This is a genomic window from Sorangium sp. So ce406 (assembly GCF_051474675.1).
Classification (GTDB): domain Bacteria; phylum Myxococcota_A; class Polyangia; order Polyangiales; family Polyangiaceae; genus Sorangium; species Sorangium cellulosum_G.
Genome location: NZ_CP150340.1, coordinates 11,216,664 through 11,241,923 on the forward strand (window position 1 = coordinate 11,216,664; position 25,260 = coordinate 11,241,923).

The window sequence follows — 25,260 nt, forward strand, 5'->3', positions numbered from 1 at the left end:
CCGCGGTCGCCAGCCGCGCGCTGGCGCACGCGTGTCCGCTCCGTCCGGGCCCCGGCGCTTTTTCTGACGGAACTGCACGCGGCGCGCACGCACCGCAGCCCGCGCGCCGCGCCTGCGTGCAGGGTGACGGAGAGCGCATTGCGACGTCGTCGCCGTTACGATTCGCCCTTCTCGCCAGCGCTGTGCGTCATGTCGAGCTCCCCGGAGAAGCTCGTTTCAGGCTCGGCGTTGACCGCGGCGCACTATACTCGGAGCATGGCGATCGATCCCGCCGGTACCCGCCCGACCGATCTCATCTACGACTGGAACGAGGTCGGCCGCGTCGGGCGGGTCATCCCGAAGGACATCGGGTTCTTCGACGAGACCCTGCGCGACGGTCTGCAGAACCCGTCCGTCGCCGATCCGAACATCGAGAGCAAGCTCAAGCTGCTCCACCTGATGGCCAAGATCGGTATCCACGTCGCCGATGTCGGCCTGCCCGGCAGCTCGCAGCGGGCGTTCGAGGACGTGCTCCGGATGTGCAAGGAGGTCGCGGACAACAACCTGCCGCTCCGCATCGCCTGCGCAGGCCGCACGGTCGTCTCGGACATCACCCCCATGATCGAGATCTCCCAGCGCGCGGGGATCCCGGTCGAGATCTACGCCTTCATTGGATCCAGCCCGATCCGGCAGCTCGCGGAGGCGTGGGACGTCGACCTCATCGCGCAGCGCAGCGCCGCCGCGATCGACGCGGGCGTGAAGGCCGGGCTGCCGGTGGCCTATGTCACGGAAGACACGACGCGATCGCGCCCCGAGGTGCTGGCGACGCTGTTCAAGGTCGCGATCGACCACGGCGCGTCCCGGCTGTGCCTGTGCGATACCGTCGGGCACGCGACGCCCGATGGGGTGCGCAACGTCATCAACTTCACGCGGGCCATCGTCGCGGGCGCCGGGGCGTCGGTCGGCATCGACTGGCACGGCCACAACGACCGCGGGCTCGCGCTCGAGAACGCGATCTGGGCGCTCCAGTTCGGCGCGGACCGGGTGCACGGCACCGCCCTCGGCATCGGCGAGCGGGTCGGCAACGCCGCCATGGAGCTCATCCTGCTCAACATGAAGCTCCTCGGCCTCCTCGAGCACCAGGACCTCACCCACCTGCTCGAGTACTGCACGACCGCGGCGCAGGCGGTCGGCTGGGAGGTGCCCATCAATTATCCCCTGGTCGGACGGGACGCGTTCCGCACGGCGACCGGCGTGCACGCGGCGGCCATCATCAAGGCCGAGTCGAAGGGCGACGCCTGGATGGCCGACCGGATCTACTCGGGCGTCCCCGCCGGGATGTTCGGGCGGAAGCAGGAGATCTGCGTGGGCTACATGTCCGGCGCCTCCAACGTGAACTACTGGCTCAGGCAGCGGAAGATCGAGCCCTCGAAGGAGCTCGTCGACGCCATCCTGGCCAGGGCCAAGGCCACGGATCACATCCTCGGCGAGGAGGAGATCCAGGCCGTGATCGAGCAGCACCGCGGCCGTCAGGCCTGACCCGGCGCGGCCTCGTCCCCGGCCTGGCCCGCCGCGGGAACGGCCCCGGGACGTTCGGCGTTTCTGCGGATCCGGAGTAGAGATCCAGGCCGTGGCCGAGCAGGACAAGCAACCCGCAGCGGAAGCCGACCGGCCCGGGCGCCGGTCGCGGCTCGATACCGTCCTGGCCGCGATCGCGGCGCTCGTGTGCTTCTTCGCCGCGACGACGCTGCGCGATCTCGGCCCGCGGTACCTACCGCAGGCGCCGATCCCGGCGCCGCCGGTGCCCGCGTCGGTGGAGGGGCGCGCGGCCGGGCTCACCGCGACCGTGCGCGACGAGCAGGGGCGCCCGCTCCAGGACGCCACCGTGCGCGTCTTCGCGGTGCGCGAGGACCGCGCCTACTTCGCCGGCGAGCAGAGGACCGACGCGGCGGGCGAGGCGCGCTTCGCCGGGCTGCCGTCCGGCGAGGCGTGGGTCATGGCGTACGGCGCGGAGCGGGCGCGCGCCTCGACGCGCCTCGCGCTCGAGCCGGGGCCGCGCGCCGTGGACCTCGTGCTGCGGCCCGCGAAGGTGCTCGAGGTGCTTGTCGTCGACGACGCGGAGCGCCCGATCGACGGCGCGGAGGTCGCGGTCGCGACCGCCGATCCCCTCCCCTTCGTGGCGACGACCGAAGGCGGCGGCCGCGCCCGGTTCGATCGGCTCGGCGCGACGCCCTACGTCGTGCGCGCGTCGGCCGCGGGGTTCGAGGACACGGTGCGGACGGGCATCGTGCCCGGGCCGGTGCCGCTCCGGCTGCGCATGGACCGGCTCGGCGCCCTCACCGTGCGGGTGGTGGACGCCGAGGGGCAGCCCGCCGACGGCGCGACCGTGCTCGCCGCCGGCACCGGCCTCTGGCCGGCGCGCAGCACGACAACGGACGCGACCGGCGCCGCGCGGATCTCCGGGCTCCGCGACGGGGTGTACGACCTGAAGGCGCGGCGCGGCGGCGCCGTGAGCGCGACGGCGCTCGCCGTGCCCGTGCGGCGCGGCGAGGGCAAGGAGGTGAAGCTCGTCCTCGGGCCCGGCCGCCACGTGCGGCTCCTCGTCACCGACGGCGACGGCGAGGGCGCGCCGCCCGTGAAGGGCGCGAACGTCGTGCTCGTCGAGCACGGCCTGTCGGCGTTCCCGCTGCACGGCCGCACGGGCGACGACGGCTCGGTGACGCTCGGGCCGATCGCGCCGGGGTACGCGAGCGCGTCCGCCCTGGCGGCCGGGTTCGTGCCGCGCAACGCCGTGGAGGTCGACGCGGGCGCGACCGAGGCCCGCATCCCGCTGCTCCGCGGCGGCGCGATCGTGGGCGAGGTCGTCGACGACCGCGGCTACCCGGTGCCGGGCGCGACGATCGAGGTCGTCGGCGCGGACGCCGAGGGGATGCCCATCGACGAGACCACCGCGATGACCGCGTTCAGGGACGAGCAGTTCGAGCGCGCCCTGCCCGGCCCGGCGCCGCTGATCCCGGCGGGCGAGCTCGGGGTGATGCCGGGGCCGATCCCCGACCTGCCGCGGGGGGACGTGTTCATCCCGGCCGCGTCGGTGCGGTCGGGCGACCCGTGGGTGACGCGCGCCGACGGCACCTTCCGGGCCGAGCCGGTCACCCCGGGGCGCGTCCACGCCATCGTGCGGCACCCGGAGTACGTCGAGACGCTCAGCGAGGTCGTGACGCTGCCGCCGGGCGGCGAGGCCCACGTGCGCGTGGTGATGCGCCAGGGCGGCCTGCTCGAGGGCCGCGTCCTCGAGGAGGACCGCAAGCCGGTCGCCGGCGCGCGCGTCGAGCTGGCCGCGACGACCGGCTCGCTCGAGCGGGTGACGTACTCCGCGGACGACGGCACATTCGCCTTCGCGGCGGTCCCCGACGAGGTGCTCGTCTCGGTGTCGCGGCCCGAGTCGCCCGGGGACGTCGTGGCGCGCCTCGTCGTCGAGGTCCCGGAGCGCGACCGCAAGGAGATCGAGGTCGTCCTCCCGAAGGCGCGCGAGGCGGTCGCCATCCGCGTGACCGACGATCGCGGCTACCCGCTCGACCGCGTGGAGGTGCGCGTCCTCTCGCTCGACGTCGCGGTCCCGCTCCGCAAGACGCTCTTCACGGACGACGGCGGCGACGCGCTGCTGGCCGACGCCGCCGGGCTGCCGCTGCGGATCAGCCTCGTGCGCTCCGGCAGGGCGCCGCGCGTCGAGCAGGTCGACGCCGCGCCGAAGGAGCTGCGGCTCGAGATGAGCGGCGCCCTGAAGGCGACGGGCACCGTGACCGGGCGCGGCGGGCGGGAGCGGCTCGAGGGCGCGCGGATCACGCTGTTCTCGCCGACCGGACCGCGCCGCGCCACGAGCGACGCGGAGGGCGCCTTCACGCTCGGAGACCTCGCGCCGGGCCGGTTCCGCGTCACGGTGAGCCGCGACGGGTTCGCGCCGGCGACGCTGCGGGTCGTGATCGCCGGCGATCCGGATCGCCCGACGGATCTCGGGCGCATCGATCTGTTCGAGGCGGGAGAGGTCGCCGGCGAGGTCGTCGATCAGCGCGGCGATCCGGTCGCGGGGGCCCGCGTGGCGCGCGACCGGGTGCCGACATACCTGCCGCTCGGCCCGCTGCCGCCGGGCGTCGTGACCACCGACAGGGACGGGCGGTTCCAGCTCGGCGGGCTGCCCGAGGGGACGGCGGTGATCGAGGCGTACAGCGCGGACCTCGGGCGCGCCGAGTCGCAGCCGGTGCAGGTGCGGGCCGGCAGGACGACCGATCGGGTCAGGATCGCGCTGCCGGGGGACGGCGCGCGGCAGGACCCGAAGGGCGCGGGGAGCCTGGCGGTGACGCTCGGCGAGGAGCGCCGGACCGTGACCGTGGTGTCGGTGCCGCCGGGGAGCGAGGCGGAGGAGGCGGGCATCGAGCCCGGCGATCGGCTGCTGTCCGTGAACGGGGTCGAGGTGCGCTCCCTCGAGGAGGCGCGGCGGCGGCTCACGGGGCCGCTCTCGGAGGACGTCGTGGTGCTGCTCGCGCGCGACGGCGAGCGCGGCGAGGCGCGGTGGCTCACGCGGGTGCGGCGGGAGAAGGTGCGGCGGTAGGCGGCCGAGGCGCCCGGCGGCGGCGCGGGCGTCGCGCGGGCGCGCGGGCGCGCGCCGGCCGACGTCAGTTCTTCGCCTTGGCCATCACGATCGCGCGGCCGTCGCCGAGCTCCCAGCGCAGCGAGTGATCCGTGGCGAAGCGGAACTCCGCCTGATCGAGCCCGCCCTCGGGCCGGAGGAACGCGACGGTCACCTGATCGCCCTCCGCCTTGGTCACCTTGAAGGTCCCGCTGCGCGGCGTCTCCGCCGGCACCGTCACCGTGACCTTGCTGCCGTTGAACTCGATCGCGGTCCCCTTCACCCACCCGGTCGCCTTCGTGAGCTGCTCCACCGGGGCGTTCTCGATGGACTCGCCATACCAGCGCCCCTGCAGGCGATCGCGAGGGGTCTTCGAGCAGCCCGCCACAGCGGTCAGCGCCATCGCCAGGGCCAGAGCGGTCTTGATGCGGTTCTGCATGGGCCTTCCTTCGGGACGTCGAGGGGTCCCGGATGTGGAAAATCCTAAGAAGAACGGAACGTTTGGGCCAACAATGTAGGATATTTCGGCACACTTGCCGACCCGATCGGGCTGGTCGACGGAGTTGGCCGCCGCGGCTTCTGAGGAGGGCGAGTTCGCGCTAGGGTTCCGCCCGATGAGCGCGCGGCGGGCGCGCTCCTTCACGGCGCGACCACCTTGAGCACGCTGTTCCACGAGAAGCGCCTCGTCCCCCTCGAGCGGACGCGGCTCCTGAACTCCATCGTCGAGCGCGCGGGCGACCGGTCGGCGGGGCCGCCCGTGATCGTCTTCGATCTCGACGGCACCCTCATGGACAACCGGCCGCGGGTGGTCGCGATCCTCCACGAGCTCGCCGAGGAATGGCGACGCAAGCACCCGCACGCCGCCGCCCTCCTCGAGCGCGCGGCGCCCGACGGCATCGTGTACGGGTTCCAGGACAACCTGCGCCGGCTCGGCGTCGACGACGAGGCGCTCCACCTGCACGCGTTCGAGTTCTGGAAGGCCCGCTTCTTCAACGATCCGCACATCCGGCACGACGTCGAGGTGCCGGGCGCGAGCCAGTACGCGCGGGCGTGCCACGCGGCGGGGGCGACCCTCGTGTACCTCACCGGGCGCGACCTCCCGAACATGGCGCTCGGATCGTTCGCGAGCCTGCGCGATCTCGGCTTCCCGATCGGGGTCATCGGCACCGAGCTCGTCGTGAAGCCGCGGTTCGAGATGCCCGACACCGAGTTCAAGCGGAGCGTCGCCCCGGAGCTCTCCCGGCTCGGGCGGGTCATCGCGGCGTTCGACAACGAGGCGGCGAACTGCAACCTGATGGTGGAGTGCCACCCCCGCTGCACCGCGGTCTTCCTCGACACGCAGTACGCGCCCGACCCGCCGCCGCTCGATCCGCGGGTGAAGGTGATCCACACCTTCGAGCGGGCGCCGTGATCCGCGCGCGCGTCGCGGCCGCAGGGCTGCTGCTCGCCGCCGGCGCCGGGTGCGAGCCGTCGCGCCACCCGCCGGTCGACCCCGTGGAGGCGGGCGCGAGCCCGAACGCGAGGATCCTCCCCGCGCCGCTCGCGAGCGAGACACCGGACCTGCTCGACGCGTCGGCCGCCGAGGCGAGCGCGAAGCTCGTGTCCGACGATTACGGCCGGCCCATCATGTCCGAGGCGAGCCAGCATTCGCCGCTCCCGCTGCCGCCGGCGACGCCGCTGCCCGAGGACACGCTCTCGCCCCGCGAGCTCCCCGGCGTCACGCTCGAGGCGGCCTTCCGCTGGCGCGACGTGCCGCAGCCGCCCAAGGCGCCCCAGGTGGCCGCCGCCGGGCTCGAGGCGGCGCAGGCGGTCACCGGCCTGACGTGGAAGATCGATCTCGCGGAGGCGGGCCGCATGCGCGTCCAGTTCACGTCGCGGGCGCTGCCGCTGCCCTCCGGCTCGGAGCTGCGCGCCCGCCACGACGTCCACGGCGAGGTCCTGCTGTGGCCGGGCTTGACCCAGTACCGGGTCCTGCCGCCGGGAGCGCTCCGCACGCTGCTCGGCGAGCGCCGCATCGACGTGACGCCGCTGTCGACGGGCTCGGCGCGCCCGGTCGGCGAGGGCAAGCGGCGCGAGATCGACGTCCGCAAGGTCGAGATGCACGCGAGCCTCGGCACGCTGTACCTGGAGCTCGGCAAGATGCCCGAGGCGGGCGAGGGCGGTCCCCTGCTCTGCCGGGCGCTGCTGGAGATCCTCGGCGTCGATCCGAAGTCGCCCGAGTGCGTGGCCGGCGAGGTGCCGCTCCACGCGAGCTACGCGTGGCAGGGCGGCGGCGGCGTCGGCTTCGAGGTCACGTCGGTCGCCCGGCGCAGCGACCTTGTCTCGACCGACTTGCTGATGCCACCCCCGAGCGCCGCGTACGCGGCCTCGGGGCTGCCGTCGGCGCAGGGCGGCGTCTTCCTGTCGCGCGACGAGCTCGCGGCGATCCGGACGGAGCCGCTCCCGCTGCCGGCGAGCGTCGACCCCGGCGCGCCCGGCGAGGGCTTCGTCGCGGTGAACCAGACCGACGCGCTGCTCTACCTGCTCGTCGACGGCATCCCCGCGGTCGCGGTGCCCCCGATGAGCGAGCGCTACGTCAGCGGCCCCCAGCGCGGGCTCTACGTCGTCCAGTGGCGCACGTTCCTCGGCGAGAGCATCGAGCCGCCGCAGACGATCGAGATGCCGGCGCGCCTCGTGCGCAGCGCGGCCGAGGAGGACGCGGCGGACGGCGGCTGAGCGGGCACGGCCGCGGTCGGGGTTCGGGGCGGAGCCCCGAGGGAACTAACCGGCGGCCGCGACCTCGGGGCTCGACAGGAGCTGGGCGATGTCGTCCGGGATCCTCGTCAGCGTGAGGCTCGAGCCGAGGCACGCGAGGAGGATGTCGCCGTCGCAGATCACGTCCTCGCCCCGGAGGATACGGTAGCTGAAGCGCGCGGTGACCCGCTGGATCTCGCGGCAGGTCGTCTCGACCACGAGGGTGTCCCCGAACCGCGCGGGCAGCCGGTACTTGAGCCGCAGCTCCGCTACCGCGAGGTGAAGGTCGCGCCGCACCATCTCCTCGTAGGAGATCCCGCGGCGCTGCAGCCAGTCGATGCGGCCCGCCTCCAGGTACACGACGTAGTTGGAGTGGTGGACGATGCCCATCAGATCCGTCTCGCAGAAGCGGACGGCCAGCGGCATGCGCGAGGTGAGGTGCGGCGGTGCGTCGGGCGGAAGGGGCGGCATGACGGGGGCGCGGAGACTAGCCCAGTTCCGGCCCGGGCGGCGACGGAGCGGCCGCTCGACCCGGGGGGCGCAGCGCCCACGGCGAGGGAGCCGCGTCGGCGCTGGCCGCGGGCGCGCCGCGGTGTTAGCGCGGCCGCCATGGCGAACGTCCGGACGCTCCTGTCCGCCGAGCAGATCGGCGCCCGCGTGCGCGAGCTCGGCGCGCAGATCACAAGGGACTACGCGGAGCGGCGGCTCGTGCTCGTCTCCGTGCTCAAGGGGAGCTTCGTGTTCACCGCCGACATCGCGCGGCACATCGACCTCCCGGTGCGCATCGAGTTCCTCGGCGTGCGCAGCTACGGCGAGGGCACCGACTCGACGGGCGTCGTCCAGATCACGCAGGACCTCACCCGCCCGATCGAGGGCGAGGACATCCTCCTCGTCGAGGACATCGTCGATACGGGCCTCACGATCTCGCACCTGCTCCAGCTCTTCCGCACGAGGATGCCGAGCAGCGTGAAGGTCTGCGCGCTCCTGCACAAGCCGGCGCGCGCGCGGGTCGAGGTGCCCATCGACTACCTGGGCTTCACGATCGAGGACAAGTTCGTCGTGGGCTACGGGCTCGACTGGGCCGAGCGTTACCGGAACCTGCCGTACATCGGCGTTGTGGAGGCGACGTGAGCAAGCGGCTCTTGATGCTCGAGAAGATGACCCAGGGCGGGTCGAAGGATCCGTTCCACTGGTACGCGCTGGCGCTGGAGTACGCGGGGCTGGACCGGCACGACGAGGCGCTCGCGACGTTCAACGCGCTGCGGGCGATGGACCCGAGCTACGTGCCGATGTACCTGATGTGCGGGACGATGCTGGTGAAGGCAGGCCGCGCCGACGAGGGGCGCGCCTGGCTGAGCGACGGCATCGGCGCGGCGCGCAGCAAGGGAGATCAGCACGCGCTGAGCGAGCTCCAGCAGGCGCTCGCCGGCGCGGGCGGCGGCGAGGACTGACGGCGCGAGGGCGGCCGCGCGGGCCGCGCCGGGTGAAGCCGGGCGCTGCGCCTCGGCCGCCCTCGCCCCCTCAGCCGCCCTCTCCCCCGCCCTCGCCGCGGATGCGGCGGAGGCGCTCGCCGATGGTCCGCTCGTAGCCGCGATCGGTCGGCTCATAGAACCGGCTGCCGGCGAGCGGCTCGGGCAGGTAGGTCTCGCCGACAGCGACGCCGCCCGGCTCGTCGTGCGCGTAGCGGTACCCCTCGCCGTAGCCCTCGTCGCGCATCAGCCGGGTGACGGCGTTGCGCAGCGTGAGCGGGACCGGGAGCGCGCCGTGCTCGCGCACGGCGGCCTGCGCCGTCTGCCACGCCGCCTTGCACGCGTTCGATTTCGGGGCCGTGGCGAGGTACAGCGCCGCCTGCGTGAGCGGGTAGAGCCCCTCCGGCATCCCCATGCGCCGGAACGCGGCGTCCGCCGCGACCGCGACCTCCAGGGCGCGTGGGTCGGCGTTGCCGATGTCCTCGGAGGCGAAGATCATCATCCGGCGCAGCAAGAAGAGCGGGTCGTCGCCCGACTCGATCATGCGCATCAGCCAGTAGACGGCGGCGTCGGGATCGGAGCCGCGCATCGACTTGATGAAGGCGCTGATGACGTTGTAGTGCTCCTCGCCGGCCTTGTCGTAGAGCAGCGTCTTGTGCTCGCTCGCGCCGGCGATGAGCTCGCGCGTGATCGTGGCGGCGCCCGCGCGCGCCGCCTCGTCCGCGGCGATCTCGAGCGTGGTGAGCGCCCTGCGCGCGTCGCCCTGCGCGAGCGCGGCGATCGCCGAGAGCGCGTCGTCGTCGGCGGTCACCGCGCCGGCGAGCCCCGTGGGCGACTCGAGCGCGCGGCGCAGGAGCTCGACGAGCTCCGGGGCGTCGAGGCCCTGGAGCCGGAAGACCTTGCACCGGGAGAGCAGCGGCGCGTTCACGGCGAACGACGGGTTCTCGGTGGTCGCGCCGATCAGCGTGATGGTGCCGTCCTCGACGTGCGGGAGGAACGCGTCCTGCTGGGCCTTGTTGAAGCGGTGGATCTCGTCGACGAACAGGATCGTCCGCTTGCCCTCGTACGAGCGCGCGGCGCGCGCCTGGGCGAGGATCTCGCGGAGCTCCGGCACGCCGCCGAGCACGGCGTTGAAGGGGACGAAGCGGGCGTTCGTCGTGTGCGCGACGACGCGCGCGAGCGTTGTCTTCCCGGCGCCCGGGGGGCCCCACAGGATCATGGAGGGGATGCGGTCGGCCGCGATCGCGCGCGCGAGCAGCTTGCCCTCGCCGAGGAGGTGGCCCTGGCCGATCATATCCGCGAGCGTGCGGGGGCGCATGCGCTCGGCGAGGGGCACCGCGGCCCTGAGCTCGGGATCGCGCTGCCGGGCGGCGTCGAAGAGGGTCGGCTCGTCGCCCGCGGGCCGCCGCCGCGCTCCGCCGCCGCCGCGCGCCGCGCTCATTCGAAGACCGACCGCGCGCGCGCGTCAGAGGACCGTTCCGAGAGCAGGACGTCCACGGCGCGGCGCGCGCCCTCCGGATCGCGCCCGACCCAGCGCACCGTGCCCGCGCCGTCGACGACGAACGTCAGGGGGACCTGCGCGACGCCGTAGGTCCCGGTGAGCCGCTGATCGAGGTCCGCGACGATGGGGAACGTCGCGCCGAGCTCGTGGGCGGCCGCCTCCGCGGCGGCCTCCGAGTCGTCGACGTTCACGCCGATGACGGCCACCCCGTCCGCCTTGCGGTCGCGCCACAGCCGGTCGAGCGCCGGCATCGTCCGGCTGCACGACGCGCACCAGGACGCCCAGAAGTCGATCACGGTGACCCGCGTCCTGCGCGTGCCGGGCACGCCGACGGTGAGCGCCGCCGTCGACTCCGCGCGGAACTCCGGCGCGGCGCTGCCCACGAGCGGGTGGCGCACGGACGCAGGCATCGCGCCCGGCCCGCAGCCGAGCGCGAGGAGCGCGCACGCCGCGGCCGTCGCGGCGGCGATGGCCGAGCCGAGGCGCGACGCGGCGGACCTCACCCGCGAGCCCCGAAGATCGCGGTGCCGACGCGGACGAGGGTCGCGCCCTCGGCGATGGCGGCCTCGAAATCGTGCGACATGCCCATCGAGAGCTCGGGCAGCGCCCCCTGGCCGCCGTGCGCGTCGCGCAGGGCGCGGAGCTGCGCGAAGAACGGGAGGACGTCGGTCGGGTCCTCGAGGAAGGGGGCGATGGTCATCAGGCCGACCGGGCGGAGGTGCGCGCACCGGGCCACCGCGCCGAGGAGCGACGCGAGCTCGGCGGGCGTGCAGCCGCCCTTCGAGGCCTCGCCGCCGACATTGACCTCGAGCAGCACGTCGAGCGTGCGGTTGGTCGCGGCCGCGCGCCGGTCGAGCTCGACGGCGAGCTCGTCGCGGTCGACCGCGTGCACGACCTGCGCGACCCGCGCGACGAGCTTCGCCTTGTTGCGCTGGAGCCGGCCGATGGCGTGCCACACGATCCCGTCCAGGTCGGCGAGCGCCTCGGCCTTCTCGACGAGCTCCTGCGCGTAGCTCTCGCCGAAATCGCGCTGCCCGGCGGCGTAGGCGGCGCGGATCGCCTCGGCGGGCTTCTCCTTGGACACGGCGATGAGCCGGACGTCCTCCGGCCTGCGCCCCGCCCGCGCCGCGGCGCTGGCGATCCGGCGCCGCACCTCTTCGAGCCGCGACGCGATGTTCCCCAGGTCTTCCGACATCACGGCGCACGATACCGCGGGCGGCCGCCGTGGACACGCAAGTGCATTCCCTGCAGCGGACCCGGCAGCGCGCTCGCGACCCGAGGCCAGCGCGGGGTGTCGGATCCATCCGCCCGGCCGGCGTGCCAGAGTGTGCCTGAGGGCCCCCTCGGCAGCGGGGGGATCGCGCTGCTTCCGGAGATTTTCGTGTGGTATCGCGTGGCATGTGGATTGCGAGGTTGCACGCACCTGCCATGCGAAGCCTGCTGTTCCTTAGCCTGACCCTGCTGCTCGCGGTTGGATGCACGTTCAACCCGCAACCTGAACCGCCGTTCCGGGACGGTGGGGACAACGACCCGACGCCGCCGGCGGTGACCGGCACAGGGGGCGCTAGCTCGACGGGTGCGGGCGCCGCGACGGGCGCCGGGGGCGGCGGTCCGGTCGGATCGAGCAGCTCCGGTTCCGGGGGCAACAGCACCGGGGGCGATGCCACGGGCAGCGGCGGGACGGGCGCGGGAGGGCAAGGCGGCGAGGCCGGCGCCAGCGGCGAGGGCGGCGCCGGCGGCGAGGGTGGTGCCGGCGGCGAGGGTGGTGCCGGCGGCGAGGGTGGTGCCGGCGGCGCGGGTGGCGGGGACGGCGAGCCGTGCGGCGGGGGAGGCGCCGGCGGCGTGGTCTGCGGCTGAGCAGGCACGCCGGGCGACCCTGACGTCGGCGCCGATCGCGGCGCATGGTAAGGCGAGCCAGGGCAGAGAATGATCGCGCTGGACGCCGCCCTCCCGGCGGACGAGAGCGCTGCGCAGCGGCAGGAAATGCGCAGGGTGCTATGAGGAGAGGGCTTATGCGTAAGCTTGTCGTCCTTGGATTCGGGATGGTGCTCGCGGGCTGTGGCTTCAACCCACAGCCCGAGCCTCCGATCACGGATATCGGCTGCGTCGATTGCGAGGGGAGCGTCGGCGCGACCGGGGCAGGCGGTGGAGATGCCGCTGGCGGCACCGACGGAGACGACCCCGGCCTCGGCAGCGAGGCGGGCCCGACCGGCGCCACCTCCACGGGAGCCGGCAGCACGGGCACCTCCGGCGAGACCAGCCCGGGGGGCGAGGGCGGCGCTGGCGGCGCAGGTGACAACGGCGAGGGCGGTGCCGGTGGCGAGGGCGGCGCCGGCGGCGAGGGCGGTGCCGGCGGCGAGGGAGGCGCTGGCGGCGCCGGCGGTGCGGGCGGCGCCGGCGGTGCGGGCGGCGCCGGCGGTGGTGCCGGTGGTGTGATCGGAGAAGGCGGCGGGTGACGCGACGGGTGCGCTGAGCACCCTGGCGCTCGCGCCGGCTCAGATCCCCGGGCGCCGCGGCCGCGTGTACTCGTCGAGCATGTTGGCGACGAGCTCGGCGAGCAGGCTGTCCGCCACGCGGAGACGGCGCGACATCTCGCGCGCGATGTTCAGCACGAGGAGGGTGTACGACTTGAGATCGCGCCGGTAGAGCGCGTCGAGGTCGTGCGCGGTGACGCGCATCAGGCGCGACGGGGCGATGGCTCGGACCGTCGCCGAGCGGGGCATGACGTCGAGGATCGACATCTCGCCGAACCAGTCGCTCGGCCCCAGGACCGCGACCCGGGCCTCGACGTCGCGCTTGGAGCGCTTGAGCACCTCCATCTCGCCCGCGAGCAGCACGAACATCTCGCGGCCGCTGTCGCCCTCGCGGAAGGCGACCGCCCCGGGCTGCAGCTCGACCAGCTCCAGCGTGTCGGCGAGGCCCTCGAGGACGTGGTCGCCCAGGCCGCCGAACAGGCCGATCTCGCGGAGCTGCGCGACCAGCTCAGGTCTCCGGCTCACTGGGATGCTCCGAGGGCGCCCGCGGCGACCGTCCCGTCGGCCGATCCCACGCCGCCTGACGGCGACCCGACGCCGCCCACCAACACCGCGCCAACATGCTCGCCTTCTCGCATCGCTCCACCTCGCGGCCTCGAGCCGATGGTTCCCGCCGAGAGCGTACGCCGCGACACGAGGACGTCAACGCTCGCCCTCGTGAGATGCGCGCGGCGCCCCGCCCGATGTCCGACCCGCGCCGCGCGACCCGACGCGCGCGGCGCGCGCACAGCGTGATCGGGCGATCGGCGCGCGCACCGCGACCGCGCCGTGGCCGTCGCACCGCTGATCGCGCCGCGTGCGATCACCCCTAGAGATCCTTGGTGAACACGATCCGCGGACGCCCAGGTCCGGCGTAGTCCTCGACCTCGGCCGCCGACCAGCCGACCGCCGCGTGGAAGCGCACCGAGCCCTCGTTGCCAAGGGTCGTGATCGCCTTGAGCTGCCGGCACGCCTCGCGGCGGCAGTCCTCCTCGAACGCCGCATAGAGCATCCGACCGACCCCGCGACGGCGGTAGTCGGGGTGAATGCCCACGAGGTGCACGTAGCCGACCGCCGCGTCAGGGCACTTGAAGCCGAGGAGGAAGCCGACAAGCAGGCCGTGATCCTCGACGACGCGGGCGAGACGGCCGAGCTCGTAGAAGAAGATGGGGTGCGCGAGGGCGCTGGTCGGGCCCGCCCACCACCGATCGATCTCGCCCACGATCCGGTCGTAGTCGGGCTTCGTCAGCGGCCGTGTCTCCATGCATCACCTCACTCGAGCGGTTCGGGATCGTGCCTCGGATCTGCTGCGGCGGCGCACAGGACACGAGCGCCTCGCGCAGACCACCGCAGCCTAGCAGCCGCGACGGCCTCCCCGTAAGCGCGCTCGTGGCTGCCTCGCTAGCCGCCGCGCGTCACGCCTGCTAGCGCTAGCATGTGCGTCACGAAGGAATCATCGTCGCTCCGTCGATTTTGTCCGCTGACTTCGGCCGCCTCGCCGAGGACGTGCGCGCCGCCGAGGCCGCCGGCGCCGACTGGATCCACGTCGACGTGATGGATGGCCGTTTTGTACCGAATATCACGATCGGCCCCCTCATCGTTCGCGCGGTCCGTGCCGCGACGCGTCTTCCGCTCGACGTGCACCTGATGATCGTGGAGCCGGAGCGCTACGTCGCCGAGTTCGCGGCCGCCGGCGCCGATCGGATCTCGGTCCACGTCGAGGCGTCGCCGCACCTGCACCGGACGCTGCAGCAGATCAGGGACGCGGGCGCGCGGCCCGGCGTCGTGCTGAACCCGCACACGTCGGAGGAGTCGATCCGGCACGTCCTGCCGGATCTCGATCTGGTGCTCGTGATGAGCGTCAACCCGGGGTTCGGCGGGCAGCGGTTCATCCCGGGGGCGCTCACCAAGCTGCGGAGCCTGCGCCAGACGATCGATGAGGCGGGCCTGGACATCACGCTCGAGGTCGACGGCGGGATCGCGCCGTCGACGTCCGGGCAGGTGATCGCCGCCGGCGCGAGGGCGCTCGTCGCCGGCGCGGCCGTGTTCGGCACGGTGAAGCCGGGGGAGGAGCTGCCGTTCGACGCGCGCGTGGCGCGGTACGCGGAGGCGATCCGCGCGATCCGCGCGCCCGCCGGGGCGCCGTCGTGAGCGAGCGCGGCGGGGTGATGGGTGAACGCGGAGGAGCGAGCGCGGGGCGCGCGGCGGCGGTCGCCGCGGTGGTCGGGGCCGCGCTCGTCGGGACGGGCGCGCTGGCCGGCTGCACGCCGACGAGCGCGCCCGCGGCGCCGGCGCGGGCGCAGGCCGCGGCGCGCCCCGCGGCGCCGGCGGCGCGCCCTCCGGCGGAGGGCGCAGGTCCGGTGGAGGGCGAGATCGACGAGGAAGAGGCTCGCCTGACCAAGGAAGAGGTCGCGCGGGTGCTCGCGCTCGTCGCGAAGGCGCGCGGGCTGCCGGTGCTCCGCGAGGTGCGGAGCCGCGTGCTCGCCCGCGGCGAGATCCTCGAGCGGGTCCGCGCGCACGTGGAGCGAGAGATCCCCGAGGGCGTGCTCGACCACCAGCGCGAGGTGCTCGCGGCGCTCGAGCTCATCCCGGCCGACTACGACTTCACCGCCGGGATGTACCGCCTGCTCGAGGGCCGCATCGCGGGCTTCTACGAGCCGGACGACCAGACGATGTACCTGGTCGACGATCTCAGCGAGAGCGAGGCCGAGGAGACGCTGGCGCACGAGCTCGTCCACGCGCTGCAGGACCAGAGCTTCTCGCTGGGGAAGCTGCTCGAGTTCAAGGCCGGCGACAGCGACCGGCTGGCGGCCTCGCACGCGCTCGTCGAGGGCGAGGCGATGAGCGCGATGTTCGACGTGCTGGTCGGCTCGGCGTTCCAGGTCGACGGGTCGATGCTCCGGAAGCTCGTGGCGATGTCGACGGCGCTGTCGTCCGTGGGCGACACGCCGCTCGTGCTGCAGGAGTCGCTGGGCGCGCCGTACACGGACGGCTTCGAGTTCGTCCAGGCGCTGCGCCGGGACGGCGGCTGGGCCTCCGTGGACGCGGTGTGGCGCGCGCTGCCGGAGACCACCGAGCAGCTGCTGCACCCGGAGAAGCTCGCGGCGCGCGAGCCCGCCGTGGAGGTCGCGGTCCCGACGGCCGCCGCGCTCGGCCCAGGGTTCCGCGTCGTGTTCGACGACGTGATGGGCGAGCAGGCGCTGCGCATCGCGTTCGCGGCGTACGCGCACCGCGACGCGGCCATCGGGGCCGCGGCGGGGTGGGGCGGTGACAGGTTCGCGGTGGCGCGGCGGGACGACGCGCAGGACCCGACGCGGAGGGAGTTCGCGCTGGCGTGGCGGCTGCGGTTCGACAGCGCGGTCGACGCGGCGGAGGCGGGGAAGGTGATCGAGCGCCGCTTCGGGAAAGCGTGCCAGCGGCGCGCGGGGCTCGGGCCGATCGCGTGGACGGCGCGCGGGAGCGACGTGGCGATCGTCGCGGGGCCGTACGAGCGGCGCGGGGGCGGGGAGGTGAGCGCGGTGGGGACGTGCGCCGGCGCGAAGGCGTGGCTGGCGGAGGTGATGAAGGGCGGGGTGGGGGCGAGCCGCAAGTAGCAGGTCATGCCTCTCGCCCGGCCGCCTCGGGGGCCTGCGGCGGGGCGGTGAGCCATCGAGACATGATCGGGCTGTAGCCGCTCGCGCCGCTCGACCTGCCGGCGCGCGCGCGCCCGGCGCGCCCCGGAATGCATCACCCGCGCCCGCGCGCGCAGCGGCCGCTCGCACGCGCAACCGTGGCACGTACCGCGCACGCAGCGCGCGGCGCGGCGAGGCGGCACGGATGTCGCACGCCTCGCCGGGTCGGGCTCACGTTCGAGCTCGCGGGGAGGGAGACTCATGGCCCAGACCGTCGGCGAGTTCCTGCTGAGGCGCCTCGTCGCGTGGGGCGTCCGGCGCGTCTACGCCTATCCGGGCGACGGCATCAACGGCATCGTGGGCGCGTTTCACCGCGTTCCGGACCTCCGGTTCATCCAGGTGCGGCACGAGGAGATGGGCGCGTTCATGGCGTGCGCCCACGCGAAGTTCACCGGCCAGGTCGGCGTGTGCCTGGCGACCTCGGGGCCCGGCGCGATCCACCTCCTGAACGGGCTCTACGACGCGAAGCTGGACCACCAGCCGGTCGTGGCCATCGTCGGCCAGCAGGACCGCGCCGCGCTCGGCGGGCACTATCAGCAGGAGGTCGATCTCGTCACGCTCTTCAAGGACGTCGCGCACGAGTACGTGCAGATGGCGTCTTCTCCCGCGCAGATCCGGCACCTCATCGACCGCGCGATGCGCATCGCGCGGGCCGAGCGCACGGTCACGTGCGTGATCGTCCCGAAGGACGTCCAGGAGATGGACGCCGTCGAGGAGCCCCCGCACAAGCACGGCACCGTGCACAGCGGCCTCGGCTACTGCTCGCCGCGCGTGGTGCCGAAGGAGCAGGATCTGAGGCATGCGGCCGACGCGCTCAACGCCGGCAAGCGGGTCGCGATGCTCATCGGCCAGGGCGCCCTCGGCGCCGCGCCCGAGGTCGCGCGCGTCGCCGAGATCCTCGGGTGCGGCGTGGCCAAGGCGCTGCTCGGCAAGGCGGCGCTCCCCGACGACGTGCCCTGGGTCACCGGCGCGATCGGCCTGCTCGGCACCAAGCCGAGCTGGGACATGATGATGACCTGCGACACGCTCTTCATGGTCGGCTCGAACTTCCCCTACCCGGAGTTCCTGCCGGAGGAGGGCCAGGCGCGCGGCGTCCAGATCGACATCGACGGCCGCATGCTCGGCCTGCGCTACCCGATGGAGGTCAACCTGATCGGCGACAGCGCCGAGACGCTGCGGGCGCTCATCCCCTACCTCAAGCTCAAGACCGACCGCTCGTGGCGGCGCAGGATCGAGGAGAGCGTCGCCGACTGGTGGAAGGTGCTCGAGGCGCGGGCGATGAACGACGCCAATCCGCTGAACCCGCAGCGGGTCTACTGGGAGCTGTCGCCGCGGCTGCCCGACCGGTGCATCCTGACCGCCGACTCCGGCTCGTCGGCGAACTGGTACGCGCGCGACATCAAGATCCGCGAGGGCATGATGGCCTCGCTCTCGGGGACGCTGGCGACGATGGGCCCCGGGATGCCGTACGCGGTCGCGGCCAAGTTCGCCTACCCCGACCGCCCGGTCGTCGCGCTGGTCGGCGACGGCGCGATGCAGATGAACGGCATCAACGTGCTCGTCACCGTGGCGAAGTACTGGCGCGAGTGGAAGGACCCGCGCCTCGTCGTGCTGGTGCTCAACAACCGCGACCTCAACCAGGTCACCTGGGAGCTCCGCGTGATGAACGGCGACCCCAAGCTCGAGGCGTCCCAGACGTTGCCGGACTTCCCGTACGCGGCCTACGCCGAGGCGCTCGGGCTCTCGGGCGTGCGGATCGACCGCCCGGACCAGGTCGCGCGCACCTGGGACGAGGCCTTCCGGGTCGACCGGCCGGTGGTGGTCGAGGCGGTCACCGACCCGGAGGTCCCGCCGCTGCCGCCGCACATCACGGTGAAGCAGGCGAGGATGCTCACGACGGCGCTGCTCCGGGGGGACCCGGGAGGGCGCGGGATCATCCGCCAGGCGTACCGGGACATGATCGAGAGCTGGATCCCGCACCGGGGTTGATGATGGCCGAGCCGATGCAGCGCGCAGCGGTCCCGGTCGATCGGATCGAGGTGGCCGCGTACATCATCCCGACCGACCGGCCGGAGTCGGACGGCACGCTCGAGTGGCGCGAGACGACGCTGGTCGTCGTGCACGCGTCGGCCGGCAGCGAGCGCGGGCTCGGCTACACGTACGCCGACGTCGCGGCGGCGCGGCTCGTGGCCGACAAGCTCGCCGGCGTCGTGCGCGGGCGCGACGCGATGGCGGTCCCGGGCGCGTGGGCCGCCATGGTGCGGAGCATCCGCAACCTCGGCCGGCCCGGCATCACCCAGACGGCGGTCGCGGCGGTCGACGCGGCGCTGTGGGACCTGAAGGCCCGCCTGCTCGGGGTGCCGCTCGCGGTGCTGCTCGGCGCGGCGCGCGACCGCGTCCCCATCTACGGCAGCGGCGGGTTCACCTCGTACACGGAGGCCGAGCTCGCGGAGCAGCTCGGCGGCTGGGTGGCCGCGGGCATCCCGCGCGTGAAGATGAAGGTGGGGCGCGACCCCGGGATGGACCTCGCGCGCGTCCGCGCGGCGCGGCGCGCGATCGGCCCGGAAGCCGCGCTGTTCGTCGACGCGAACGGGGCCTACGCGCGCAAGCAGGCGCTCGCCTTCGCCGAGAGGTTCGCCGGCGAGGGCGTCCGCTGGTTCGAGGAGCCCGTCACCTCGGACGACCTCGACGGGCTGCGCCTCGTGCGCGACAGGGCGCCCGCCGGCATGGACGTCGCGGCGGGCGAGTACGGCTACGATCTCGTCTATTTCCGCCGCATGCTCGACGCCGGCGCCGTCGACGTCCTGCAGGCGGACGCGAGCCGCTGCGGGATCACCGGCTTCCTCGCCGCCGCGGCGCTGTGCGAGGCGCGCTCGCTCGACCTGTCGGGCCACTGCGCGCCGTCGCTGCACCTGCACCCCGCGTGCGCGGTGCAGCGGCTCGCGCACCTCGAGTTCTTCCACGACCACGTCCGCATCGAGCGGATGCTCTTCGACGGCGCGGCGGCGCCCGCGGGCGGCGCGCTCACCCCGGACCTCTCGCGCCCCGGGATGGGCCTCTCGCTCCGGCGCGCGGACGCCGAGCGCTTCGCGGTGTGAGTCCGCGGTGTGAGGGGGAAATCATGCAGTACGTCGAGCAGGAGACAGGGACATCCGCGGCGGAGGGCGCGCCCTCCGAGCCCGTGCAGCGCGAGATCGATCGCGGCGTCATCCGCTTGCCGGGCGAGCAACGCGTGCGGCTCGCCGCCGCGGCCGGGCCCGAGGTGGAGGCGCTCGCCGCCGAGCTGTCGCGCTCCATCGAGGGGGAGGTCCGCTTCACCGCGGGCGACCGCGCGCTTTACGCGACCGACGGGTCGAACTACCGGCAGCTCCCCATCGGCGTCGTCGTGCCGCGCCACAAGCAGGACGTGATCGCCGCCGTGGCCGCGTGCCGCCGCCACGGCGCGCCCATCCTCGCGCGCGGGGGCGGCACGAGCCTCGCCGGGCAGACGTGCAACGTGGCGGTCGTGCTCGACTTCTCCAAGTACATGCGCGGCGTCCTGGAGCTCGACCGCGCGAACAAGCGCGCCCGGGTCCTGCCGGGCACGGTGCTCGACACGCTGCGCAACGCCGCGAACGAGCTCGACCTGACGTTCGCGCCCGACCCCTCGACCCACGAGTACTGCACGCTCGGCGGGATGATCGGCAACAACTCCTGCGGCGTGCACTCGGTCCTCGGCGGGCGCACCGTCGACAACGTGCACGAGCTCGAGGTGCTGACCTACGACGGCCTGCGGCTGCGCGTGGGGCCGACGAGCGAGGACGAGCTCGACGCCATCGTCGCCGAGGGCGGGCGGCGGGGGCGCATCTACGCCGCGCTGCGCGCCATCCGCGACCGGTACGCGGATCTCATCCGCGCCCGCTACCCGCGCATCCCGCGCCGCGTGTCGGGCTACAACCTCGACGAGCTGCTGCCGGAGAACGGCTTCCACGTGGCGCGCGCCCTGGTCGGCACCGAGTGCACGTGCGTCACGGTGCTCGAGGCCACGCTGCGCCTCGTCGACTGGCCCAGGTTCCGGTCGCTCGTCGTGCTGGGCTACCCGGACGTGTTCTCCGCGGGCGATCACGTGCCCGAGGTGCTGCGCGCCGGGCCGATCGCGCTCGAGGGGATCGACCACCGGCTCATCGAGGACATGCACAAGAAGGGGTTGAACGAGCGCTACCTGCGCTACCTCCCGGACGGCCGCGGCTTCCTCCTGGTCGAGTTCGGGGGCGACACGCCGGAGGAGTCCGACGCGCGGGCGCGCGCCGCCATGGATGCCCTCGCGCGCGGGCCGAACCCGCCGTCGATGAAGCTGTACGACGACCCCGAGCAGGAGCTGGCGCTCTGGGAGGTGCGCCGATCAGGGCTCGGCGCGACCTCGCGCGTCCCGGGCGAGCCCGACACGTGGCCCGGCTGGGAGGACTCGGCCGTGCATCCGGACAACCTGGGCGGTTACCTCCGCGACCTGCGCGCGCTGTTCGATCGCCACGGCTACCACCCCGCGCTCTACGGTCACTTCGGGCAGGCGTGCGTGCACTGCCGCGTGGACTTCGACGTGGTGACGGCCGAGGGCATCCGCAACTGGAAGCGCTTCCTCGACGAGGCGACGGACCTCGTGGTCCGCTACGGCGGCTCGTTTTCCGGGGAGCACGGCGACGGCCAGGCGCGCGCGCAGTTCCTGCCGAAGATGTACGGCGAGGAGCTCATCGAGGCGTTCCGCCAGTTCAAGGCCGCCTGGGACCCCGATGGGCGCATGAACCCCGGCAAGGTCGTCGACCCGTACCGCGTCGACGAGAACCTGCGCCTCGGCGCCGGCTTCCGCTCCGCGGCCGTGGAGACGCACTTCCGCTTCCCGGACGACGACGGCGACTTCACGCGCGCGGCCCTGCGCTGCGTGGGCGTCGGCAAGTGCCGGCGCCAGGGCGGCGGCACGATGTGCCCGAGCTACATGGTGACGCACGAGGAGGAGCACGCGACGCGCGGGCGGGCGCGCCTGCTCTTCGAGATGCTGGAGGGGAGCGAGCTCCGGGGCTTCCGCGACGACGCGGTGAAGGAGTCGCTCGACCTGTGCCTGGCCTGCAAGGGGTGCAAGGGCGAGTGCCCGGTCCACGTCGACATGGCCACCTACAAGGCGGAGTTCCTGTCGCACTACTACGCGGGGCGGCTCAGGCCGCGCGCCGCCTATACGATGGGGCTCATCACCTGGTGGGCGCGCCTCGGGCAGCGCGTGCCCGGGCTCGCCAACCTCGTGACGCAGACGCCGGCGCTCGCCGCGATCGCCAAGCGGATCGCCGGCATCGCGCCCGAGCGGAGCATCCCGCCGTTCGCCAGGCAGTCGTTCCGGCAGTGGTTCCAGGGCCGGCCGCGGCGCAACGCCGGCGCGCCGCAGGTCCTGCTCTGGCCGGACACGTTCAACGACCACTTCTTCCCGGGCACGGCGATCGCCGCGACCGAGGTGCTCGAGTGGGCGGGCTACGAGGTGATCGTCCCGGAGCAGCAGCTCTGCTGCGGCCGGCCGCTCTACGACTTCGGCTTCCTGAAGGCGGCGAGGCGCCTGCTCCGCGAGGTGATGAGCGCGCTGCGCGACCCGATCGAGCGCGGCGTGCCGGTGGTGGGCCTCGAGCCGAGCTGCGTCTCGGTCTTCCGCGACGAGCTGCGCGGGCTGTTCCCCGACGACCCGGTGGCGTCGAAGCTGCGGGAGCTGACGCAGATGTTCGGCGACTTCCTGAAGGGGGCGCCGGACGGCGATCCGGGCCGGCCCTTGCTCGGTCCGCGCGGGCGCGAGCTGCCGCGGCTCGACCGGCGCGCCGTGGTGCACGGCCACTGCCACCACAAGGCGATCCTGGGGATGGACGGCGAGCGCGACGTGCTGCGCGGCATGGGCCTCGACGCCGGGATCCTCGACTCGGGCTGCTGCGGCATGGCGGGCGCCTTCGGCTTCGAGGAGGGCGACAAGTACGAGGTCTCGATCCAGTGCGGCGAGCGCGTGCTGCTGCCCGCGGTCCGGTCGGCGCCGAAGGACGCGCTCGTCGTGGCCGACGGTTTCAGCTGCCGCGAGCAGATCCAGCAGACCACCGACCGGCGGGCGCTGCACCTGGCCGAGGTCGTGCGCATGGCGACGCTGCACGGCCCCGAGGGGCCGGCGGGCGACTACCCCGAGCGTGCGTACCTGCCGGCGCCCGAGGAGGTCTACGTGCTGCCGCCCGCGAAGGCGGCGGCGCTCGCCGCGGCGCCGGCCGGCGCGGCGCTCCTCTGGGCGGCCGGCCGGTGGCTCGCGACCGAGCGGCGGCGGGCACGGCGCGCGCGGTGGCTCCCGGCGGCGGGCGCGGCCGCGGCGGCGCTCGCGGCGGCCGGCCTGCTCGGGCGCGTCGCTATGGCGCGCTGCGACCGGATCGAGGGCGGCTCGGCAGGCGGAAGAGCCTCGCGTCGTCGTGCTCGCGCAGGGTCGTGACGAACTCGGCGTGAGCCCACCCGAGGGGCGCCGCCGCGCCGGTCGGCTGGCCGGCGCGGGGCCCACGATCGAAGACCTGCTCCGGCAGCATCCGGGACGCGGTCGCGAAGCGCGCCATCGCGTCGAGGTACGGCCGCATCCTCTTCCGCGCCGTCGCGGGCGAGCTGGACTCCTCGAGCGCCCTCGCGAGCTCGTACTGGGCCCTCTCGCCCGTCAGCGTCGGCCATAACATGCCTCGTGTCCGCTCCCCCGTGCGCGGATCGAAGCCATACCTGTCGCCGACATAGCGGTGGAACCCCGGGCCGAACCCCGGGACGTCGACCCGCAGCGCGGCGTCGCACGCCGCCACCGAATCGGCCATGTTCGCCGCGAGCGCCGGGCGCACGCCGAGCACGGCGAGCCGGAGGAAGCCGCAGTCGACGACGTCGCGCTCCCGCCAGAAGCGCCCTTGCACGACGTAGCCTCGATCGTCGTTCGGGTCCCTCGGGGCGTCCGGGCCGCCGGCCCCGTCGACGCGCTCGTAGTACCGCCCGTTGCCGATGCTCCCCCGGGTCGTGAACGTCCAGTCGTCGACCTGCCTGGCCCAGCGCTCGGCGGTCTCCCTGTACCGGGCCTGGCGATCGCGGTCCCCCATCGTGCCGGCGATCTCCGCCGCGTGGACCAGCCCGGCGCAGAGGAAGGCCACGGTCGACGGCGAGATGCCCGAGACCTCCTCCCATCGGTCGAGCGGGGTCCAGGGGCCGAACGCCACGAGAAAGTCGGCGGTGCGGCGCACGAGATCCCAGCACGCGTCGGGCGCGACGATCTGCTCCTTGTGCACGTGGTAACAGAGGTCGATCGGCTGCGCGACCTGATCGAGCTCCAGGCCTCTCCAGTACGGCTCTCCGTCGGACCAGGTGTTCTGGTAAAACGAGCCTTCCTTCGAGACATGGAGCGAGCCGAAATCCCATGTTCCGTCGGAAGCGGAGAGCTGGACGCTCTTCATGAAGCGCATTGCCGCCAGGGGTGAGCGCGTATCGCCGGCGGCGAGCAGCGCGAGCGCCATCTGGACGAGGTCGCGCGGCCACACGAGGTGGTAGCCGCCCGTGATCCTGTCCGACGCCCTCGGCGAGATCGCGCTCGCCCGGTCGACCCTGACGTCGCCCCAGGGCACGGAGGGCGACGCGATGAAGGCCCCTGCGTGCGTCCTGTCCTCCAGCGACTTCATGACCGCCACGGAGCTGCGGTAAAGGCGCGCGAGCTCGGGCGAGGCGCTCCCGAGCGGGCGGAGGGACGCCTGATAGGCGCGCCACTCGGCGCAATACCTGTCGAGGAGGGCGCCGGGGTCGTCGCGGAGCGACGCCTGGGCGGCGCGGTAGGCCTCGCCGATGTCGCGTCCGAACCCGAGCGCCAGCGTGAGCTCGTCGGTCCCGGGCGCGAGCGGGAGGTCGAGCTCCCCGGTGAGCGCGACATCGCCGTCCCTCGCCTCGCGGTAATGCGTCGTCAGCGTGCGGTGCTTCTGCAGGTCCCGATAGCCGTCGCTCGCCATCCCGGAGAAGCCGGCCGTGGCGTCGCGGAATGCGACGGAGGCCACGAAAGCCTGGGCAAAGGGGCCTTGCCAGGCGAACAGCCCGGCCCCCGGCGCATCTCCGGTGCTGGCCATGGCGCTGTCGCCGAGCGGCGTGTTCCCCACGCCGGGGTTATGAAGCACGAAGAACCTGAGCCCTCCGACGTTCCGGGTGATCTTCAGCCGCTGCAGGACCACATCGCGATCGGGATCGGCGAAGATCGTCTTCTCGATCCTGAACCTGCCGCCCGGATCGTCCGTGATCACCCGGAAGGCCGGCACGCCCTCCTCGATCCACGAGACGCTCCGCCGCGCGTCGCGCCGCTCCTCGAAGAGGCCTCCGCGGCCGCCCGTGACCAGGAGCTGGCTATCCCGCGTCTGCGGGGTGTCGTTCGTCGGCCAGTAGACCTCGGTCAGGATGCCGCTCGCCCCGGTGAACCACACCCTGCTGATCGGGGCCGTGTCGGAGCGCGCCGAATACGTCAGGTCCGCGTCGTAGCTCTCGTACGCGGCGCCGAAGAAGTCCTTGGAACCGTGGGACCAGCTCCCCGAGGACGAGGACCCAGGCGCCGCGCCGGAAGGCGCCGTCGCCCTCGCCGCGGCGTCGGTCGGGAGCGAGATGCCGAGGAGCGCGATCAGCGCCGTTCTTCCGGAGGTCCGCATGGGCAGGCTCTGAGCCGCGACGACTGCACAGCTCGTTGGGATCGAGGGCTGCAACGCCCGGTCCATCGACTGCGGGCCCATCGGTATCG

21 protein-coding genes are annotated in these 25,260 nt (G+C 73.8%); 13 read left to right on the plus strand and 8 right to left on the minus strand.

Going from position 1 to position 25,260, the window contains the following annotated elements:
• The first annotated feature begins 255 nt into the window (after nt 1-255).
• Together WME96_RS42200 and WME96_RS42205 are read left to right on the plus strand one after the other, a co-directional pair.
• The gene (locus tag WME96_RS42200; RefSeq protein ID WP_437287182.1) at nt 256-1,518 is read left to right on the plus strand and encodes a LeuA family protein; all 1,263 of its coding nucleotides are present in this window, start codon (nt 256-258) and stop codon (nt 1,516-1,518) included.
• A gap of 91 nt (nt 1,519-1,609) precedes the next feature.
• Complete coding sequence (locus WME96_RS42205; RefSeq protein ID WP_437287183.1) at nt 1,610-4,585, plus strand: carboxypeptidase regulatory-like domain-containing protein; 2,976 nt, start codon at nt 1,610-1,612, stop codon at nt 4,583-4,585.
• A 64-nt stretch (nt 4,586-4,649) separates the two neighbouring features.
• Here WME96_RS42205 and WME96_RS42210 read toward each other — a convergent pair whose 3' ends face one another.
• A complete protein-coding gene (locus WME96_RS42210; RefSeq protein ID WP_433930988.1) occupies nt 4,650-5,042 on the minus strand; it encodes a hypothetical protein in 393 nt (130 codons plus the stop codon).
• Nucleotides 5,043-5,258: 216 nt separating this feature from the next.
• Between WME96_RS42210 and WME96_RS42215 the strand changes: the two genes are divergently transcribed.
• Both WME96_RS42215 and WME96_RS42220 read left to right on the plus strand, forming a co-directional pair.
• On the plus strand, nt 5,259-6,014 hold the full coding sequence (locus WME96_RS42215; RefSeq protein WP_437287184.1) for an HAD family hydrolase: 756 nt from the start codon (nt 5,259-5,261) through the stop codon (nt 6,012-6,014).
• Nucleotides 6,011-7,318, plus strand: a complete 1,308-nt coding sequence (locus tag WME96_RS42220) for a hypothetical protein (protein ID WP_437287185.1) — start codon at nt 6,011-6,013, stop codon at nt 7,316-7,318. The genes WME96_RS42215 and WME96_RS42220 overlap by 4 nt, the downstream gene beginning before the upstream one ends.
• Before the next feature lie 45 nt (nt 7,319-7,363).
• Here WME96_RS42220 and WME96_RS42225 read toward each other — a convergent pair whose 3' ends face one another.
• The gene (locus WME96_RS42225; protein ID WP_437287186.1) at nt 7,364-7,807 is read right to left on the minus strand and encodes an acyl-CoA thioesterase; all 444 of its coding nucleotides are present in this window, start codon (nt 7,805-7,807) and stop codon (nt 7,364-7,366) included.
• 138 nt (nt 7,808-7,945) lie between these two features.
• Between WME96_RS42225 and hpt the strand changes: the two genes are divergently transcribed.
• Nucleotides 7,946-8,467 (plus strand): hypoxanthine phosphoribosyltransferase, encoded by a 522-nt coding sequence (gene hpt, locus WME96_RS42230; protein WP_061619510.1) that lies wholly within the window; start codon nt 7,946-7,948, stop codon nt 8,465-8,467.
• Nucleotides 8,464-8,787, plus strand: a complete 324-nt coding sequence (locus tag WME96_RS42235; RefSeq protein WP_433930996.1) for a tetratricopeptide repeat protein — start codon at nt 8,464-8,466, stop codon at nt 8,785-8,787. Before hpt ends, WME96_RS42235 begins: the two co-directional genes overlap by 4 nt.
• A 70-nt stretch (nt 8,788-8,857) precedes the next feature.
• On the opposite strand, the gene WME96_RS42240 is transcribed toward WME96_RS42235, so the two are convergent.
• From WME96_RS42240 to WME96_RS42250, 3 genes are read right to left on the minus strand one after another with little or no spacing between them, the layout of a single operon-like run.
• The gene (locus WME96_RS42240; RefSeq protein WP_437287187.1) at nt 8,858-10,246 is read right to left on the minus strand and encodes a replication-associated recombination protein A; all 1,389 of its coding nucleotides are present in this window, start codon (nt 10,244-10,246) and stop codon (nt 8,858-8,860) included.
• Complete coding sequence (locus WME96_RS42245; RefSeq protein ID WP_437287188.1) at nt 10,243-10,809, minus strand: TlpA family protein disulfide reductase; 567 nt, start codon at nt 10,807-10,809, stop codon at nt 10,243-10,245. Before WME96_RS42245 ends, WME96_RS42240 begins: the two co-directional genes overlap by 4 nt.
• The gene (locus WME96_RS42250) at nt 10,806-11,501 is read right to left on the minus strand and encodes a YggS family pyridoxal phosphate-dependent enzyme (RefSeq protein WP_437287189.1); all 696 of its coding nucleotides are present in this window, start codon (nt 11,499-11,501) and stop codon (nt 10,806-10,808) included. The genes WME96_RS42245 and WME96_RS42250 overlap by 4 nt, the downstream gene beginning before the upstream one ends.
• Before the next feature lie 233 nt (nt 11,502-11,734).
• Here WME96_RS42250 and WME96_RS42255 point away from each other — a divergent pair, with 233 nt between their 5' ends.
• Nucleotides 11,735-12,163: a hypothetical protein gene (locus tag WME96_RS42255; protein WP_437287190.1), complete on the plus strand. Its 429-nt coding sequence runs from the start codon at nt 11,735-11,737 to the stop codon at nt 12,161-12,163.
• A gap of 155 nt (nt 12,164-12,318) precedes the next feature.
• Nucleotides 12,319-12,762, plus strand: coding sequence for a hypothetical protein (locus WME96_RS42260; RefSeq protein WP_437287191.1), 444 nt, complete (start codon nt 12,319-12,321; stop codon nt 12,760-12,762).
• 39 nt (nt 12,763-12,801) lie between these two features.
• On the opposite strand, the gene WME96_RS42265 is transcribed toward WME96_RS42260, so the two are convergent.
• Both WME96_RS42265 and WME96_RS42270 read right to left on the minus strand, forming a co-directional pair.
• Complete coding sequence (locus WME96_RS42265) at nt 12,802-13,305, minus strand: cyclic nucleotide-binding domain-containing protein (protein WP_437287192.1); 504 nt, start codon at nt 13,303-13,305, stop codon at nt 12,802-12,804.
• A 343-nt stretch (nt 13,306-13,648) separates the two neighbouring features.
• Complete coding sequence (locus WME96_RS42270) at nt 13,649-14,083, minus strand: GNAT family N-acetyltransferase (RefSeq protein ID WP_061619055.1); 435 nt, start codon at nt 14,081-14,083, stop codon at nt 13,649-13,651.
• A gap of 173 nt (nt 14,084-14,256) precedes the next feature.
• On the opposite strand from WME96_RS42270, the gene rpe reads away from it, so the two are divergent.
• The 5 genes from rpe (at nt 14,257) to WME96_RS42295 (ending at nt 22,962) form a co-directional block, all read left to right on the plus strand.
• Nucleotides 14,257-14,970 carry a ribulose-phosphate 3-epimerase gene (gene rpe, locus WME96_RS42275; RefSeq protein ID WP_437287193.1) on the plus strand — a complete coding sequence of 238 codons (714 nt, stop codon included), beginning with the start codon at nt 14,257-14,259 and terminating at the stop codon, nt 14,968-14,970.
• A gap of 17 nt (nt 14,971-14,987) precedes the next feature.
• Nucleotides 14,988-16,412: a hypothetical protein gene (locus WME96_RS42280; RefSeq protein ID WP_437287194.1), complete on the plus strand. Its 1,425-nt coding sequence runs from the start codon at nt 14,988-14,990 to the stop codon at nt 16,410-16,412.
• Between the two features lie 279 nt (nt 16,413-16,691).
• Entirely contained in the window at nt 16,692-18,479 is a 1,788-nt protein-coding gene (locus tag WME96_RS42285; RefSeq protein WP_437287195.1) for a thiamine pyrophosphate-requiring protein, read from the plus strand.
• Nucleotides 18,480-18,493: 14 nt separating this feature from the next.
• Entirely contained in the window at nt 18,494-19,588 is a 1,095-nt protein-coding gene (locus WME96_RS42290) for an enolase C-terminal domain-like protein (protein WP_437287196.1), read from the plus strand.
• 23 nt (nt 19,589-19,611) lie between these two features.
• Nucleotides 19,612-22,962, plus strand: a complete 3,351-nt coding sequence (locus WME96_RS42295) for an FAD-binding and (Fe-S)-binding domain-containing protein (RefSeq protein ID WP_437287197.1) — start codon at nt 19,612-19,614, stop codon at nt 22,960-22,962.
• Here WME96_RS42295 and WME96_RS42300 read toward each other — a convergent pair.
• Entirely contained in the window at nt 22,883-25,171 is a 2,289-nt protein-coding gene (locus WME96_RS42300) for a glycoside hydrolase family 15 protein (RefSeq protein ID WP_437287198.1), read from the minus strand. The two genes, WME96_RS42295 and WME96_RS42300, sit on opposite strands and share 80 nt — an antisense overlap.
• Nucleotides 25,172-25,260: the final 89 nt, after the last annotated feature.

Excerpts from the sequence above, each read along its gene's own strand:
- WME96_RS42200 (WP_437287182.1), top strand. The coding sequence starts at position 256 with ATGGCGATCGATCCCGCCGGTACCCGCCCGACCGATCTCATCTACGAC.
- WME96_RS42210 (WP_433930988.1), bottom strand. The coding sequence starts at position 5,042 with ATGCAGAACCGCATCAAGACCGCTCTGGCCCTGGCGATGGCGCTGACC.
- WME96_RS42225 (WP_437287186.1), bottom strand. The coding sequence starts at position 7,807 with ATGCCGCCCCTTCCGCCCGACGCACCGCCGCACCTCACCTCGCGCATG.
- hpt (WP_061619510.1), top strand. The coding sequence starts at position 7,946 with ATGGCGAACGTCCGGACGCTCCTGTCCGCCGAGCAGATCGGCGCCCGC.
- WME96_RS42240 (WP_437287187.1), bottom strand. The coding sequence starts at position 10,246 with ATGAGCGCGGCGCGCGGCGGCGGCGGAGCGCGGCGGCGGCCCGCGGGC.
- WME96_RS42250 (WP_437287189.1), bottom strand. The coding sequence starts at position 11,501 with ATGTCGGAAGACCTGGGGAACATCGCGTCGCGGCTCGAAGAGGTGCGG.
- WME96_RS42255 (WP_437287190.1), top strand. The coding sequence starts at position 11,735 with ATGCGAAGCCTGCTGTTCCTTAGCCTGACCCTGCTGCTCGCGGTTGGA.
- WME96_RS42260 (WP_437287191.1), top strand. The coding sequence starts at position 12,319 with ATGCGTAAGCTTGTCGTCCTTGGATTCGGGATGGTGCTCGCGGGCTGT.
- WME96_RS42270 (WP_061619055.1), bottom strand. The coding sequence starts at position 14,083 with ATGGAGACACGGCCGCTGACGAAGCCCGACTACGACCGGATCGTGGGC.
- WME96_RS42280 (WP_437287194.1), top strand. The coding sequence starts at position 14,988 with ATGGGTGAACGCGGAGGAGCGAGCGCGGGGCGCGCGGCGGCGGTCGCC.
- WME96_RS42285 (WP_437287195.1), top strand. The coding sequence starts at position 16,692 with ATGGCCCAGACCGTCGGCGAGTTCCTGCTGAGGCGCCTCGTCGCGTGG.
- WME96_RS42290 (WP_437287196.1), top strand. The coding sequence starts at position 18,494 with ATGCAGCGCGCAGCGGTCCCGGTCGATCGGATCGAGGTGGCCGCGTAC.
- WME96_RS42295 (WP_437287197.1), top strand. The coding sequence starts at position 19,612 with ATGCAGTACGTCGAGCAGGAGACAGGGACATCCGCGGCGGAGGGCGCG.
- WME96_RS42300 (WP_437287198.1), bottom strand. The coding sequence starts at position 25,171 with ATGCGGACCTCCGGAAGAACGGCGCTGATCGCGCTCCTCGGCATCTCG.